Below are 13,772 nucleotides of genomic sequence, written 5' to 3' on the forward strand. Positions count from 1 at the left end.
ATTATTCTGACTAGTACAGGGAGGTAGAATATTATGAAAAGGTTGAAAAATAAAATTTTATTAGCGGGGATGGCATCAACATTGTTTCTTGCTGCTTGCGGCGGAGGAGATGATAATACTGCCGGAAATGCAAATGGAAATAACGGTAATGCCGATGGCAGCAATGCAGACAATGGGGGAGAAGGTTTAAGTACTAATATTGTTACAATTGGTACCGGCGGTTCCTCAGGTCCATATAATATTATAGGCACTACTCTTGCTGAAACGTACAGCTCAGAGTTTGGAGTAAATTCAAGAACACAGACTACAGGTGCTTCCGTAGAGAATGTTAACTTAATGAATGAAGATAAAATTGAGATGGCGTTTACCATGAGTGATGTTGTTACAGAAGCCGTTGAAGGAACAGGGAACTTTAATGAACCGATCGAAAAGATTAATCAGATAGCAGCACTATACCCTAACTATGTACAGATCGTGACTTCGGCAGATTCCGGCATTGAAACTTTTGAGGATCTGAGAGGAAAAAGAGTAGCAGTGGGTGACCAGAACTCTGGGGTAGAAGTTAATGCAAGGAACCTGTTTGAAGGACATGGGATGACATACGATGATATCGATGTAGATTACCTAGGTTACGCAGAAGCTGCGGATGGGCTCAGAGCCGGGCAGCTTGACGCCGCATTTCTGACAAGCGGTCTGCCAAATGCCTCATTACTAGAGCTCGCCGAAACTATGGACATTAACCTGGTGGCAATCGAGCAATCTGATGTGGAAGAAATTGCCCAGGACGAAGCGTATTTTGTATCAATGGAAATTCCGGCAGATACATATGGAAATGAAGAACCAATTCAGACAGCTGCTATTATGAACGCACTGATTGTCCATGCAGACATGAGCGAGGACGATGTTTATAACTTAACTAAAGCATTTTTCGAAAACCTGGGGGCTCTTGAAAACTCCCATCAGGCAGCATCGGACATCTCACTGGAAGATGCTCAGGAAGGTCTTGTAGCTCCATTACACCCAGGGGCGGAACGTTACTATAATGAACAATAAAGGGATAATCTGGGGCACAGTTACTTTTGTGCTCCTTTTCTTCCTTTTTTTCAGAGTCTCTGTAATAAAATTCGATTTTGGAGATGAAATTTACTATTTAAAAGAAAACCAGTTTCATTTGAAATGGATTCATTCAGTAGAGAAAGAAGAGTGGGTCGAAACATATGAAAAAAGCGGAGGAAACCTTATATTAACAGAGACGTATTTTAAAACTTATGGTGCCGGAGTGCCTTCTGATGGGAAGATAATAGAGTCACATGATGGGTATATCAGAATGAAGATAGACCGGGAAATGAATGAGTTTAATCTGACAGTATCAGAAAATGCCGAAACTACCATTGAAACAGACGGCAGGGTTATTCCTTTATATGACTATACAGAGGACTATGAATATGTAAATATTTCCTTGCAATATATTTCTTTATGGGAGTACGTAGGAGGGCCGATGTTATGAAAAAAGACAACAGAGATTTAAACATAGAAAGCAAGTCACAACACGACAAAGATAAAACAGCCAGTCAGGAAATTCTTGAAAAGTACGATACAGATTCAAGGGTGCGAAAACTTAGTAATCGCAGTATCGTTTACTTTATCTCGATAATAGCCATACTTTATTCTGCTTATCATCTGTATATTACATATAATCCCCTTCCCGCCCTCCAGCAAAGATCTATCCACGTGGCAGTAGGTATGGGGCTTATTTTCCTCCTCTATCCTACATTCAGGAAGCAGGGGAGGTCAAAAATCCCTTTTTACGACTGGATTTTATTTCTGCTAAGCCTTTCCACTGCAGGTTATATCATTTATGAATATACTGCCATTGTTACGACTCGGGGAGGAATACCCAATACAGTCGATATTATAATGGCTATCATGACTGTAGTCCTGATATTAGAGGCGGCCCGGAGAGTAACAGGCATTATTCTCCCTATCCTTGCGTTAATCTTTTTATCGTATCCATTCTTCAGCCATAACCTGTGGCTGCCGAACATGCTGATGACCAGGGCGTTTGACCTTGGCGATATTTTTGGCCAGCTGTATTTAAAAACAGAAGGGCTTTACTCCACGGCAATAGGTGCTTCTGTACAATTTATCTTCCTCTTTATCCTGTTCGGTGCCTTCCTTGCGAAGTCAGGGATGGGCCAGCTGTTTAACGATCTGGCAATGGCCCTTGCAGGAAGGCAAAAAGGAGGACCAGCGAAAGTTGCTGTAATCTCCAGTGGATTTATGGGCAGTATTAACGGAGCTGCCATAGCCAACGTAGTAGGGACTGGTTCTTTCACCATACCGTTAATGAAGAAGATCGGTTATCACAGGAATTTTGCCGGTGCAGTAGAGGCGAGTGCTTCTGTTGGCGGACAGATTCTTCCTCCGATTATGGGGGCCAGTGCATTTATAATGGCTGAAACCACAGGAATCGCTTATGGAACAATTGCACTGGCAGCCTTATTGCCGGCCGTGCTGTATTTTCTGGCTGTAATCATGCAGGTACACTTCCGGGCGGGGAAAAAAGACTTGCGGGGAATTCCAAAGGCAAACCTTCCTCTTGCCAGGGAAGTTTTAAAGGAAAGAGGTCATCTGCTGCTCCCGATTATAGGTTTAATTGTAATGCTCTATATGAATATTCCTATAGCTTTTGCAGCATTTTATACACTGATTTTAACAGTAATTGTTGCAGCATTACGGAAAACGACAAGAATGTCGCCGAAGGATGTTCTTCAGGCGATGGAAAATGGGGCAAGACAGTCTTTATCAGTAATGATTGCCTGTGCCGTTGTAGGAGTTATCATTGGTGTTGTTAGTTTAACAGGGTTCGGTACTGCTATGACTTCGGCAATAACGAATATTGGTGCAGGTTCACTGTTCCTCACGCTCTTCTTTACAATGATTGCTTCTATCATTCTTGGAATGGGTCTTCCGTCAATTCCTGCTTATATTATCACTGCAACTATGACGGCTCCTGCCCTTGCTGAGTTTGGCATTCCGGTTTTAGTGGCGCACATGTTTGTATTTTACTTTGGTATATTTGCTAATATTACTCCGCCGGTGGCGCTTGCTGCCTTCGCAGGGGCAGGGATATCAGGAGGGGACCCTATGCGGACCGGCTTTAACGCATTAAGGCTCTCACTGGCCGGTTTTATCATCCCATATCTGTTCGTTTATAATCCGGCAATGCTTATGATTGATACAACAGGCGTAGCCACTAACGCAACTGAATTTGGAGTGCCGTCTGCTATATCTATTATTACCATTGTGGTGACATCAATTATAGGTATTATCGCACTAAGTTCGGCACTAGAAGGATATCTGAAAACAGAGATGAATTTCTTGTTACGCATTGTGATGGGGGCTGGAGCATTACTGTCCATTGTTCCCGAATTTACAACAGATCTGATCGGCCTTGTTATCGTACTTAGTGTGGCAGCTATTAACTTTATTAAGTATAAAAAAGACCTTTCCGCTGCAGCTTAAAACAATACGAGGTTTGCTGGTATAATAAAGTTATACAATGGAAGATCAGCCTAATAAGAATGACCTTTCCGCATAAGAAAAGGGGAAGTCCCAAAAACATTTTTGGTGACTTCCCCTTTTGATTTTTATTTCCGAATTAACCATGCAGATTGGATTGTGTTCTTCGGCGCATGAACAGCACCCCGCCTGCCGCCATTGCAAGAAGCAGTCCGCCAAACGCCATGATTGGATTATTCGTAGCGGTTGCCGGGAGTTCGTCCCCTTCTTCCGCCTCTTCTATCGCTTCGTCAATTACTTCGTGTAAATCATCTGATTCTTCGATGGCTTCCTGTGGAATCTCAAAGTCTTCCACACTGTTGAAGTTATAAAATGACATTTCAAGGTTCTGCCAGATACTTACCGATTCCTCTCCTTCAGCATGGATTTCCATATCCAGCTCGAGAACCATGCTGTCGAGGAAGTAAGTATCCATGTCTATATAAAGGACATAAGAGAAATCATGGATTTCAAATTCAGCCATCATTTCTTCCATCAATGCTGTATCTTCGTCGCTCATTCCTTCTTCCGTAAGATCGTTCATCAGCGTGGAGAGTTCATCCCCGTCTCCCTCGTATGTAATCACATAGTAGCCGCCCTCTTCAGAAAGAACCAGATCATCAGCATATGCTTCCATCTGATAGATTTGATCATTCGGATCATACGCTGTTCCATTCATATCGTTCATATCGTCAGTAAGCTGCATCCAGCCGCCTTCAGGATCTTCCATAAAATAACCATCCTCTGTAAAGTAAGAGGTAATAGTTTCTGTTGAGCCGTCCGGCAGAGTTGAAGTCATAACCTGGCGAAGTTTAAACGGATCGAGAATGACATCCTGCTGAATTTCCGAATACATCTCCATTTCTCCTGAGACGCCATCATCCATGAGCTGGTGCAGATCGATCGTGCTGGAATAACTATGTAGACTTTCCATCGCCTCATTGGATTGATTGAGTACATCTTCAGCAGTTAAATCTTCATTTGCAACGGTGCTGTTTGTTCCGATCAGTAACATAGACAATGACAAAGCGCCAAAAGCAGTCAAACTTCTCTTTTTAATCAAACAAAGCCCTCCTGTCAAATGATTTTAGATTGAGAGTACTTCACCCTTTACATGCGTTCCTGTATTGTTTTCCTTTATGCCTGCCTGGTTAAACGTCTTTTCCTTCCAAATTATTGAATTTAGAGAAAAAGAACTAATTTTTAGAAAAAACAGAGTTTTTCCTCGGAATTACGATTCAGTCATTTTAACAGCGGGTAAAGGAATGAAATGGAAGCTGCAAAAATTCTGAATTAAGGAGTTAATACATATGACCAACCGTCTTCTTTTTCTCGTAATGATAGCCGGGTTAGTTGTTGCCGGCTGGAGTTTCTGGCAGTGGTACGGAGGCAGTGCCGGAGCGGTTCAGAATAAAGAGAGGGCTCAGGCAGTGAGTGAAAATTGGGACAGTGAACAAATTGAAGCAGGGTACATAGAGGCAGGGCCAGACGAGGGAAGGGCCGGAAGTAATGGTGCGACAGCGGGCATCGCTGCAGTGGAAACTGAGAAGCAGAACAACTCTGCGTTAAGCGAAGAGGAGAACGGGACTGTAATAGAAGCTGAAGGAAGATCCAGTGAAAAAACAGAACAGACAGCTGCTGAAAATGGAGAAGACATCGAGAGGAAAGATAATGAGGTTTCTTACCAGGCTGGAGACAGGTTTGGAGAACTCATCATTCCGAAACTTGGTATGGTTTACGAAGTCCACTGGGGAACTGACGATGATACGCTGAACAAGGGAGTGGGTTACCACGACAGTAAATTTACTACTCCTCCCAGCGGAATGGGGCACACCGTTTTATCTGGACACAGGGATACGGTGTTCAGCGAGCTCGGTGACATGGAAGAAGGAGACCGGCTTTATATAGACGTTGAAGGTAAGGTTTACGAATATCAGATCCGCGATATATGGATTACTGATGCGGAGGACCGGACGGTTATCGTTGAAAAAGACACTCCAACATTAACGCTGACCACATGCTATCCGTTTAATTTCTTCGGAGTTGCACCAGACAGATATATTATACAGGCGGAGCTGACGGATATTACGGAGGGATAACTATAGTGCAAATTAAGTGAACGAAGAAGTATTGAAACTGTCTAGTCATTGAAGCTAGGCGGTTTTTACATATGAATATATATTATGTACAATAGTGTTGTGCTACTTTTTTGGTAAATTCGTACTATTCAGTTAATTCTCGAGCTTTTTGTTTCCAAATTGTAGAAAATTAAGCAAAATTATATCTTCACAACGTAATTTGGATAAAACAGAGACTTTCAAATGCAATATGTATTACAAGGCCTACTATAAAAGAAAAGGAATGATTAGATGAAAGAGCTGCATTTAAAAGGCACTCCCTTTGAAATTGGTCTTCAGCATGGTATAGCAGGAAAAGAGGAAGTTCATTATAGTTTATCTTCTTACGAGCGAATGTTTAAAGGGATTGTCGGACTTTCCTGGGAAGAGGCTACGGAGATGGCTAAAGGGCACCTTGAGGCAATTGAAAGTTACCAGGTGGATTATATAGAAGAAATGCAGGGGATTGCTAAAGGTGCCGGGGTAAAATTTGAAGATATTCTCGTGCTGAATGCACGTAGTGAGATAGCTTTAACAAAAAATGCAACAGATGGATGTACAAGCCTGGCAATTATGAAGCCCCTTGGGGCCAATACATATCTTGGTCAAAACTGGGACTGGAGGCCATCTCAAATAAACAGCCTCCTTTTAACAAAGATTGAACAAAAGTATAAACCAGATATTTGCATGGTGACTGAAGGGGGAATAATTGGAAAAATAGGCTTTAATTCCTTAGGTCTTGGTGTTTGTTTAAATGCAATTCGGGCAAATGTGAAATCAAATGCTGTGCCAATTCATTTAGGACTTAGGAGCGTGCTTGATTCCAGGACCTTAAATGAAGCACTATCGAAGGTTACTAATAAGCAGATGGCTTCTTCTGCAAACTTTCTAATCGGGTATGATAACGGCGGGAGTGGTGAAGCTGTAAATATAGAAGTTTCACCGGAGGGCGAAGATTACAGGACGACAAAGGACAGGGCATTATATCATACTAACCACCTGTGTTCTCCTAAGTTAATCGAAAGAATAGGAAAGGATAACCTTATTAACAAAGAACATTCTTTTAACAGAATCGACCGGATGAAGGAGTTAGTTAAACATGCCGAGGAGAAAAACGAAGTTGTAAATCAAGACAAAATTAAAGACTGGTTTACGGACCATAGTGGGTTTCCACGAGCAATATGCCGGCATGAAGAACAGGATCAATCAGATTATGAGCAAACAAGGACTGTTTTTTCTGTAATTATGAACTTGGAGAAAGGTTCTATGTTTTTTATTAAAGGTAACCCATGCACACCGATCAATTATAAGACCGTTGCCCTTGAACAAGAGGAAGAATAATGTTAATTAAAGATTAAATATATTTATTATACTCCTGTCAAATCTTTTAGTATGCGCCGGGTTAGCAATAACAAATGACTTTTGGTATTATTAAATATGTAACTTACTTTTATATAGTAGTTAAAAAAGCGTGATAGGAGTTTTGATATATGAATCAGCTTAAAGGTTTACACCATGTAACAGCGATTACGAGCAGTGCGGAGAAAAATTATGACTTTTTTACTTATACGCTGGGTATGCGTCTTGTGAAGAAAACAGTGAATCAGGATGATATTCAGACGTATCACCTCTTTTTTGCCGATGATAAAGGAAATGCGGGTACAGACATGACTTTCTTCGATTTTCCCGGCATCCCACAAGGAAAGCATGGGACGAATGAAATCTATAAGACCGGATTCCGCGTTCCTGGTGATGAAGCGCTGGATTACTGGGTGAAGCGTTTTGACCGTCTCGGTGTAAAGCATAAAGGGATTAAAGAATTGTTTGGGAAAAAGACATTGTCATTCGTTGATTTTGACGATCAGCAATACCAGCTTGTTTCCGATGAAAATAATAAAGGAGTCGAGGCTGGGATCCCATGGCAGGACGGTCCGATTCCTCTGGAGTATGCAATTACAGGTCTGGGGCCGCTTCATATAAGAATCGCAGATTTCAGCTATTTCAAGGAAATGCTTGAGAAGGTGCTTAAATTCAGGGAGATTGATAAGGATGGCTCTCTTCACTTGTTTGAGGTTGGTGAGGGAGGAAACGGTGCCCGGGTAATTGTGGAGGAAAATGTTGTTCTGCCTCCGGGGCAGCAAGGCTTTGGCACTGTTCACCATGCCGCATTCCGAATCGAAGATAAGCAGGAACTCGATCAGTGGGATACCCACCTGAAGAGCTTTGGCTTCCAGACGTCAGGGTATGTTGACAGGTTCTTCTTCAAATCGTTATACGCCCGTGTTGCACCGCAAATTCTGTTCGAGTTTGCCACGGACGGTCCAGGATTTATGGGAGATGAGCCATACGAGACTCTCGGTGAAAAATTATCGCTCCCTCCGTTCCTGGAAGGACGCCGTGATCAAATCGAGAAACTTGTACGTCCGATCGATACAGTAAGAAGCGAGAAAAAATTCGAAAAAGAATACGAATAAGTGGTTAGAAACCCTTCACTGGATGTATTTCAGTGGAGGGTTTTTATTTGATAGGACCTAAGATAGCAAATTTAAAGAGGGAGAATTTAATAATAGATATTTTTCCAATATTCAACGTATTACGGAAGAATCTTATTTTCTATAATTCGCTATATTCTCGCATATGAGCACAAAAACTTAAAAATATTTAAATATTTTAAAAATTTTGAAGGGTATATTAATTCTGAATAGAATATAAAGAATAAAGGAATGCCTGCACCAATAAAATTTTATGAAGCATTTACTGCATCAGTGGGAGAGATAGAGATGTTAACGAAATTAGAATTAGGAGAAGCAATTCGCCAAAAGTATGAAAGTTTATCAGAAGGGCAGCGCCAGGTCGCAAAATATTTATTAGAACAGCCTGAGGAATCGGCTTTTAAAACCGCTTCGCAAATTGGTAAGGAAGTTGGGGTAAGTGAATCGACAGTCATAAGGTTGGCTCATTCCCTGGATTATGAAGGTTTTACTCAAATACAGCAGGCTGTGAGAGAGCAGGTTTTTAAAACGAACAGTACAGTATATAAGTTTCAGTCTTCCGCGGACACTCTTGTTGAGCAAACAAATATTTTTTCGAGTGTGCTGTTGAAAGATATTGAAATATTCAATAAAATGCTTGGCTCTCTAAGGGAGAAGGATTTATGGGAGGTTGTAGATTCTATTATTGAAGCAGACCAGGTGGTAGTAGCGGGGCAGAGAATCTCCCAAGGTCCGGCATATTGGTTTTCCTTTATGCTGAACCTCATGCTGGGGAAGGTAAATATGTATCCAGCTTCCAAGGACATGGTAGAAAATATGCTTTATTTGACGGAAGAATCTGTAGTGGTGCTGATTTCATTTCCGCGTTACTCAAAGGAAAGTATCCAGTATGCAAGACTTGCCAGAGAGAAAGGAGCTAAGATAATTGCTGTTACTGACAATCTTTTATCTCCTTCAGCCAGAATAGCCGACAAAACCTTAACTACTGAGATAAATACGTCATCTGGGATGGATGCTATTGCTTCTATTACTTCTTTGCTGAATTTAATCATTGCAGGGATCAGCAGCAAAAACAAGTCAGAAGTAAAAGAACGGTTGAAGATGCTGGAAAAAGAGTATAAGAGGCAGCAAATATTCGAGGATTATTAATTTAGGGAGCTGATTTTTTGGCTATATTAGAATATTTAATAGATAAAGAACAACAAATACTGGATGACTTGGAGGAACTCGTCAGACATGAATCTCCAACATTCCAGAAGGAGCTTGTTAATCAATGTGCTGCTTACATAAAAGAGCTGTTTTTCGAAAGATTAGGGGTTCATGGTGAGATTTTTGCAAATGACCAGAATGGTGACCACTTGAAATTTGAAATCGGTGAAGGTGAGGAAAAAGTTCTCATTCTCGCTCATTACGATACGGTTTGGGAGCAAGGTAAGCTTTCTTACAGGATAGATAGCGGAAAAGCGTTTGGACCAGGGATTATGGATATGAAGGGAGGAATCATCCAAGGATTATGGGCGTTGAAGGCCTTGAAGGATACGGGCTTAAGACCTGCTAAAAAAGTTGTTTTTCTATTGACTTCTGATGAAGAGCAGTTAAGTCCTACTTCCAGAGAATTAATTGAATCAGAAGCAGAAAGCTGTAAATATGTGCTTGTAGTGGAACCGCCTGCTGGAAAATCAGGCTCACTTAAGACAGCGAGAAAAGGAGCAGGACAATACAGAATTACCTCACATGGGGTTTCCTCTCATGCAGGGAATAATCCAAATTCAGAGGCCAGTGCCATCCATGAAATTGTTCATCAAATAGTTCGTCTGGAAGGCCTTGCAGATGAGGAACAAGGAACCACCATTAATGCCGGTGTGATAACTGGAGGAACAATGAGTAACGTAGTTGCAGAAAGAGCTGTAACTGAGGTAGACGTCCGCTTTTATACTGAGGAAGAAGCGAGGAGAATAGATGAGGAGATAAAAAACTTAACCCCAATATTAACAGGGACTGACATTATTGTAACAGGTGGTATTAACCGTCCGCCAATGGAAAAGACGGAGGAGTCAGTCAAACTATATAAACTTGCGGAAGAAAGTGCGAAGGAGCTTGGTTTTAATATTAGCGGAACGTCAGTTGGAGGTGTGAGCGATGGGAACTTTACTGCTGCAATTGGTGTTCCTACGTTAGATGGACTGGGAGCTGCCGGTGACGGGCCACATGCTCTGCACGAACATATTATTATCGAAGAACTACCGAAGCGGACTGCTTTAATTGCTAGCCTGCTTTTAAAGTTATAAGATATTATATTTTATTCTTCCGCGAGAGGAGATGAAGTAATACCTGTTTAAAGGAGAATGCATCTAAAGTGCGAACATTGCGGAAATTCAAGGGGGCGGAGTCGTTACATGAGAGTTGCTATCGGAGGAATTTCACACGAGACAAATACATTTTCAGTTGTTCATGCTACTGAAGACTATTTTAAAAAGTATGAGTGGGAATACGGGCAGGAAATTCTAGATAACCATACTGGTGTTGGTGATTATTTTGGAGGCATGATTTCAAAAGCACAGAAAAAGGGAATCACTCTTCTTCCGGCTTTCTCAGCTCGGGCTAACCCGAGCGGTATCATCACCCAGGAAACGTACGAATTGATGAAAACTGAACTAATAAACCGGATTGAAGCAATGGATAATTTAGATGGAGTATGCCTGGCTCTTCACGGAGCAGGGGTAGCTGAAGGAGTGGACGATATTGAAGGGGATATTCTCCAAGCTGTCAGGCAGGTTGTAGGAGAAACTGTTCCAGTAGCAGCTACCTTGGATTTACATGCAAATATGACAGAAAAGATGGTTAAAGAAGCTGATGTACTTTTCGGGGTAAATCACTACCCTCACACAGACTGTTATGAAAGAGGAGAGGAAGCACTGGACAACCTTTTAAGAATTATTAATGGGGAATTGAAGCCAGTTATGTGCTTAGAAAGACTGCCGATGATTATTCCTACCTCAACTACTTACCTGTCTCCTGTTAAAGATATTAATGAGCTATGCTGGGAGCAGGAGACTAAAGAAAAGGTAGTAGATTGTACTTTCTTTCATGGTTTCTGCCACACAGATATCCCGGAAGTTAAAGTATCAGTCCTCTCCATAACAAATAACGATTTTACACTTGCTGAAGAAGTAGCAAGGAGGGCAGCTGACCAAATCTGGGAGCGGCGAGACGAGTTCTTTATTAAACTGCCTGATCCACATGCAGCAGTAAAACAGGCTGTAGCTGTTGATGGAGGTCCAGTGGTTATTAATGAAACTTCTGATAACCCTGGGGCGGGTGCACCAGGTGACGGAACTCGCTTACTTGATGCTTTGCTTAAGCAAAACCTTCCCCGTTCATGTTTTGGGTTTATGTATGATCCCGAGGTAGTATATAAAGCAATACAGGCTGGGCCTGGAAACAGTATTACCGTGAAGCTTGGAGGGAAAACAGACAACCTGCATGGTGAATCTGTGGAAATAACTGCATACGTGAAGAGTTTGACCGACGGACAGTTTCTCCAGAGTTCACAAATGGATAGAGGTAAAAGTGTCAACAGGGGATTATCAACGCGTCTAAAGGTTGGAAATGTAGACATAATCGTATGCTCAGTAAGATCACAAACGTTTGATGAACAAATTTTTAAACTTCACGGTATTGACGTGGCCGAATACAAAATCGTCGCATTAAAGTCAAGTAACCATTTCAGAGCAGCATTTGAGCCTATTGCTAAAAAAATAATTACAGCTGATTCCCCCGGTCTTAGCAGTTTTAATCTTCACTCTTTCAACTATAAAAGACTACACAGACCTGTACTGCCTTTAGACGGGGCGGTTCAAAGAAGTGAAAAAGCGGTATATTAGCCGTTAATCAATAGTAAGTTATTTTATTTTCTGGGGGTGATGGTACTGGATTAGTTGACTGAAAAGTTGAAATTATTCAAAAAATATTTTAAGGGGGATTAACTTAATGAAAAGGAAACATTTTGGTTTTTTTATATTGTTAGTGATTTTGTCAGTTGGTCTTATTGCCTGTAACTCGGACAGCCCTGCAGTTGATAACGAAACCGACGCAGCCGGAGCAAATAATAACGCTGGTAATAATACTGAGGAGCTGGGAGAAGCAGGAGGAACTATTAATGTAGCTTATTTAGCCCAACCAGGAACACTTGATCCGCATACTACCACGGCTAATGCCACAAGGGACCCGGCAAAGCTTATCTTTGAAACATTGCTGGCATTGAATGAAAACTTTGAGGTTACACCGATGCTGGCTGAGGATTATGAGGTAAGTGAAGATGGAAAAACAATTACATTTGAATTGAGGGAAGGAATTAAATTCCACAACGGTGATGAAATGACTTCTGAAGATGTAGTTGCTTCCATGACTAAATGGAGCGAAACATCCTTTGCCCAATCAAATATCGGTGAACATGAGTGGGTGGCTGTTGACGATCATACAGTAGAACTTCATATAGAAGAAGCTTCTTTCATTGTATTGCATATCTTAGCGGAGCCTGGACAGTTCGCAGCAATTATGCCTGCTGGGGTGGTTGAATCTGCGGAGGCAACAGGGGTTAGTGAATATATCGGTACTGGCCCATTCGCATTAGAAAACTGGCGTCATGACCAGTACATGCATTTTGTTAAGTTTGATGATTATCAGTCCCGCGAGGAGCCTGCATCAGGTAATGCTGGCGCGAAAGAGGTTCTTGTTGATGAGGTTTATTATCACTTTGTTCCCGACGAATCTACAAGGATTAATGGTTTGTTAAGCGGGGAATATGACTTTTCCCATATGCTTCCATATGATGGGATTCCACAGCTTGATGCAGATCCAAGCATTAATGTGGATATCTGGCCATTTGGACCACAGACACTTGTCTTCAATAAAGAAGGTATGTTTGGTGACGTTAACTTAAGACGAGCTGTGAACCATGCCCTTAATAAAGAAGATGTTTTGACTGCTGCTTTTACAAACTCGGAGTTCTATGAAGCTGGTCCTAGCCTTTTCATGGAAGACCAAGTTGATTGGTTTACAAATGCTGGGGAAGAACTTTATGACACAAACGATATGGATAGAGCTCAGGAATATTTGGATGCTGCGGGATATGACGGGGAAGAAGTAGTTATTTTAACAAGCCGTGATTACCCTCACCACTATAATTCCGCAGTAGCAACACAGCAAGCGCTGGAGAATCTCGGAATGAATACAAAATTAGATGTATATGACTGGGCAACTTTACTGGATCGAAGAGCAGATAAAGATGCATATGATATTTTCTACACTGGCTTTACAGTTATGGCTACACCGCATCAGTATACATTTTTAGATTCCAGGACTGAGTGGCCTGGCTGGACAAATAATCCTGCCTTTGATGAATTGCTGGATGAAATAAAACTAGCTCAGGATCAGGAGGAAGCTAAAGAAATTTATGAAGAATTACAGCAGGAACTCTGGGAAGATCTCCCTGTAATTAATGTAGGTAAGAGCCTGCGTGTATCAGCTTATGGAGATCATGTTAAAGGATATACCGATTTCATGGGTCCTAACTTCTGGAACGTTACTGTCGAGTAAATCA

At 41.6% G+C, this 13,772-nt stretch carries 11 protein-coding genes; 10 read left to right on the plus strand and 1 reads right to left on the minus strand.

The window, feature by feature from the left end:
• The first annotated feature begins 33 nt into the window (after positions 1-33).
• Genes BK582_RS07610 through BK582_RS07620 form a run of 3 tightly spaced genes read left to right on the plus strand, consistent with a single transcriptional unit; the run spans position 34 to position 3,525 of the window.
• On the plus strand, positions 34-1,053 hold the full coding sequence (locus BK582_RS07610; RefSeq protein WP_177344636.1) for a TAXI family TRAP transporter solute-binding subunit: 1,020 nt from the start codon (positions 34-36) through the stop codon (positions 1,051-1,053).
• Positions 1,043-1,507, plus strand: a complete 465-nt coding sequence (locus tag BK582_RS07615) for a DUF1850 domain-containing protein (RefSeq protein ID WP_078593932.1) — start codon at positions 1,043-1,045, stop codon at positions 1,505-1,507. Before BK582_RS07610 ends, BK582_RS07615 begins: the two co-directional genes overlap by 11 nt.
• Positions 1,504-3,525, plus strand: coding sequence for a TRAP transporter permease (locus tag BK582_RS07620; RefSeq protein WP_078593934.1), 2,022 nt, complete (start codon positions 1,504-1,506; stop codon positions 3,523-3,525). The genes BK582_RS07615 and BK582_RS07620 overlap by 4 nt, the downstream gene beginning before the upstream one ends.
• Positions 3,526-3,661: 136 nt before the next feature.
• Here the strand turns inward: BK582_RS07620 and BK582_RS07625 are convergent, their stop codons facing one another.
• On the minus strand, positions 3,662-4,624 hold the full coding sequence (locus tag BK582_RS07625; protein WP_078593936.1) for an LPXTG cell wall anchor domain-containing protein: 963 nt from the start codon (positions 4,622-4,624) through the stop codon (positions 3,662-3,664).
• A 247-nt stretch (positions 4,625-4,871) separates the two neighbouring features.
• Between BK582_RS07625 and BK582_RS07630 the strand changes: the two genes are divergently transcribed.
• The 7 genes from BK582_RS07630 to BK582_RS07660 all read left to right on the plus strand — a co-directional run bounded on the left by BK582_RS07630 (position 4,872) and on the right by BK582_RS07660 (position 13,768).
• Complete coding sequence (locus BK582_RS07630; protein WP_078593938.1) at positions 4,872-5,660, plus strand: class D sortase; 789 nt, start codon at positions 4,872-4,874, stop codon at positions 5,658-5,660.
• Between the two features lie 270 nt (positions 5,661-5,930).
• A complete protein-coding gene (locus BK582_RS07635) occupies positions 5,931-7,019 on the plus strand; it encodes a C45 family autoproteolytic acyltransferase/hydrolase (RefSeq protein ID WP_078593940.1) in 1,089 nt (362 codons plus the stop codon).
• A gap of 149 nt (positions 7,020-7,168) precedes the next feature.
• Positions 7,169-8,152: a ring-cleaving dioxygenase gene (locus tag BK582_RS07640; RefSeq protein WP_078593942.1), complete on the plus strand. Its 984-nt coding sequence runs from the start codon at positions 7,169-7,171 to the stop codon at positions 8,150-8,152.
• Between the two features lie 306 nt (positions 8,153-8,458).
• On the plus strand, positions 8,459-9,319 hold the full coding sequence (locus BK582_RS07645; protein WP_167553042.1) for a MurR/RpiR family transcriptional regulator: 861 nt from the start codon (positions 8,459-8,461) through the stop codon (positions 9,317-9,319).
• A gap of 17 nt (positions 9,320-9,336) precedes the next feature.
• Positions 9,337-10,458, plus strand: a complete 1,122-nt coding sequence (locus tag BK582_RS07650) for a M20 family metallopeptidase (protein ID WP_078593945.1) — start codon at positions 9,337-9,339, stop codon at positions 10,456-10,458.
• A gap of 108 nt (positions 10,459-10,566) precedes the next feature.
• Positions 10,567-12,054, plus strand: coding sequence for a M81 family metallopeptidase (locus BK582_RS07655; RefSeq protein WP_078593946.1), 1,488 nt, complete (start codon positions 10,567-10,569; stop codon positions 12,052-12,054).
• Positions 12,055-12,160: 106 nt separating this feature from the next.
• Positions 12,161-13,768, plus strand: coding sequence for an ABC transporter substrate-binding protein (locus BK582_RS07660; protein WP_078593948.1), 1,608 nt, complete (start codon positions 12,161-12,163; stop codon positions 13,766-13,768).
• The last annotated feature ends 4 nt before the right edge of the window (positions 13,769-13,772 follow it).

Source organism: Evansella clarkii (assembly GCF_002019695.1).
Classification (GTDB): Bacteria; Bacillota; Bacilli; order Bacillales; family Salisediminibacteriaceae; genus Evansella; species Evansella clarkii.

Excerpts from the sequence above, each read along its gene's own strand:
- BK582_RS07640 (WP_078593942.1), top strand. The coding sequence starts at position 7,169 with ATGAATCAGCTTAAAGGTTTACACCATGTAACAGCGATTACGAGCAGT.
- BK582_RS07660 (WP_078593948.1), top strand. The coding sequence starts at position 12,161 with ATGAAAAGGAAACATTTTGGTTTTTTTATATTGTTAGTGATTTTGTCA.
- BK582_RS07620 (WP_078593934.1), top strand. The coding sequence starts at position 1,504 with ATGAAAAAAGACAACAGAGATTTAAACATAGAAAGCAAGTCACAACAC.
- BK582_RS07645 (WP_167553042.1), top strand. The coding sequence starts at position 8,459 with ATGTTAACGAAATTAGAATTAGGAGAAGCAATTCGCCAAAAGTATGAA.
- BK582_RS07630 (WP_078593938.1), top strand. The coding sequence starts at position 4,872 with ATGACCAACCGTCTTCTTTTTCTCGTAATGATAGCCGGGTTAGTTGTT.
- BK582_RS07635 (WP_078593940.1), top strand. The coding sequence starts at position 5,931 with ATGAAAGAGCTGCATTTAAAAGGCACTCCCTTTGAAATTGGTCTTCAG.
- BK582_RS07610 (WP_177344636.1), top strand. The coding sequence starts at position 34 with ATGAAAAGGTTGAAAAATAAAATTTTATTAGCGGGGATGGCATCAACA.
- BK582_RS07655 (WP_078593946.1), top strand. The coding sequence starts at position 10,567 with ATGAGAGTTGCTATCGGAGGAATTTCACACGAGACAAATACATTTTCA.
- BK582_RS07615 (WP_078593932.1), top strand. The coding sequence starts at position 1,043 with ATGAACAATAAAGGGATAATCTGGGGCACAGTTACTTTTGTGCTCCTT.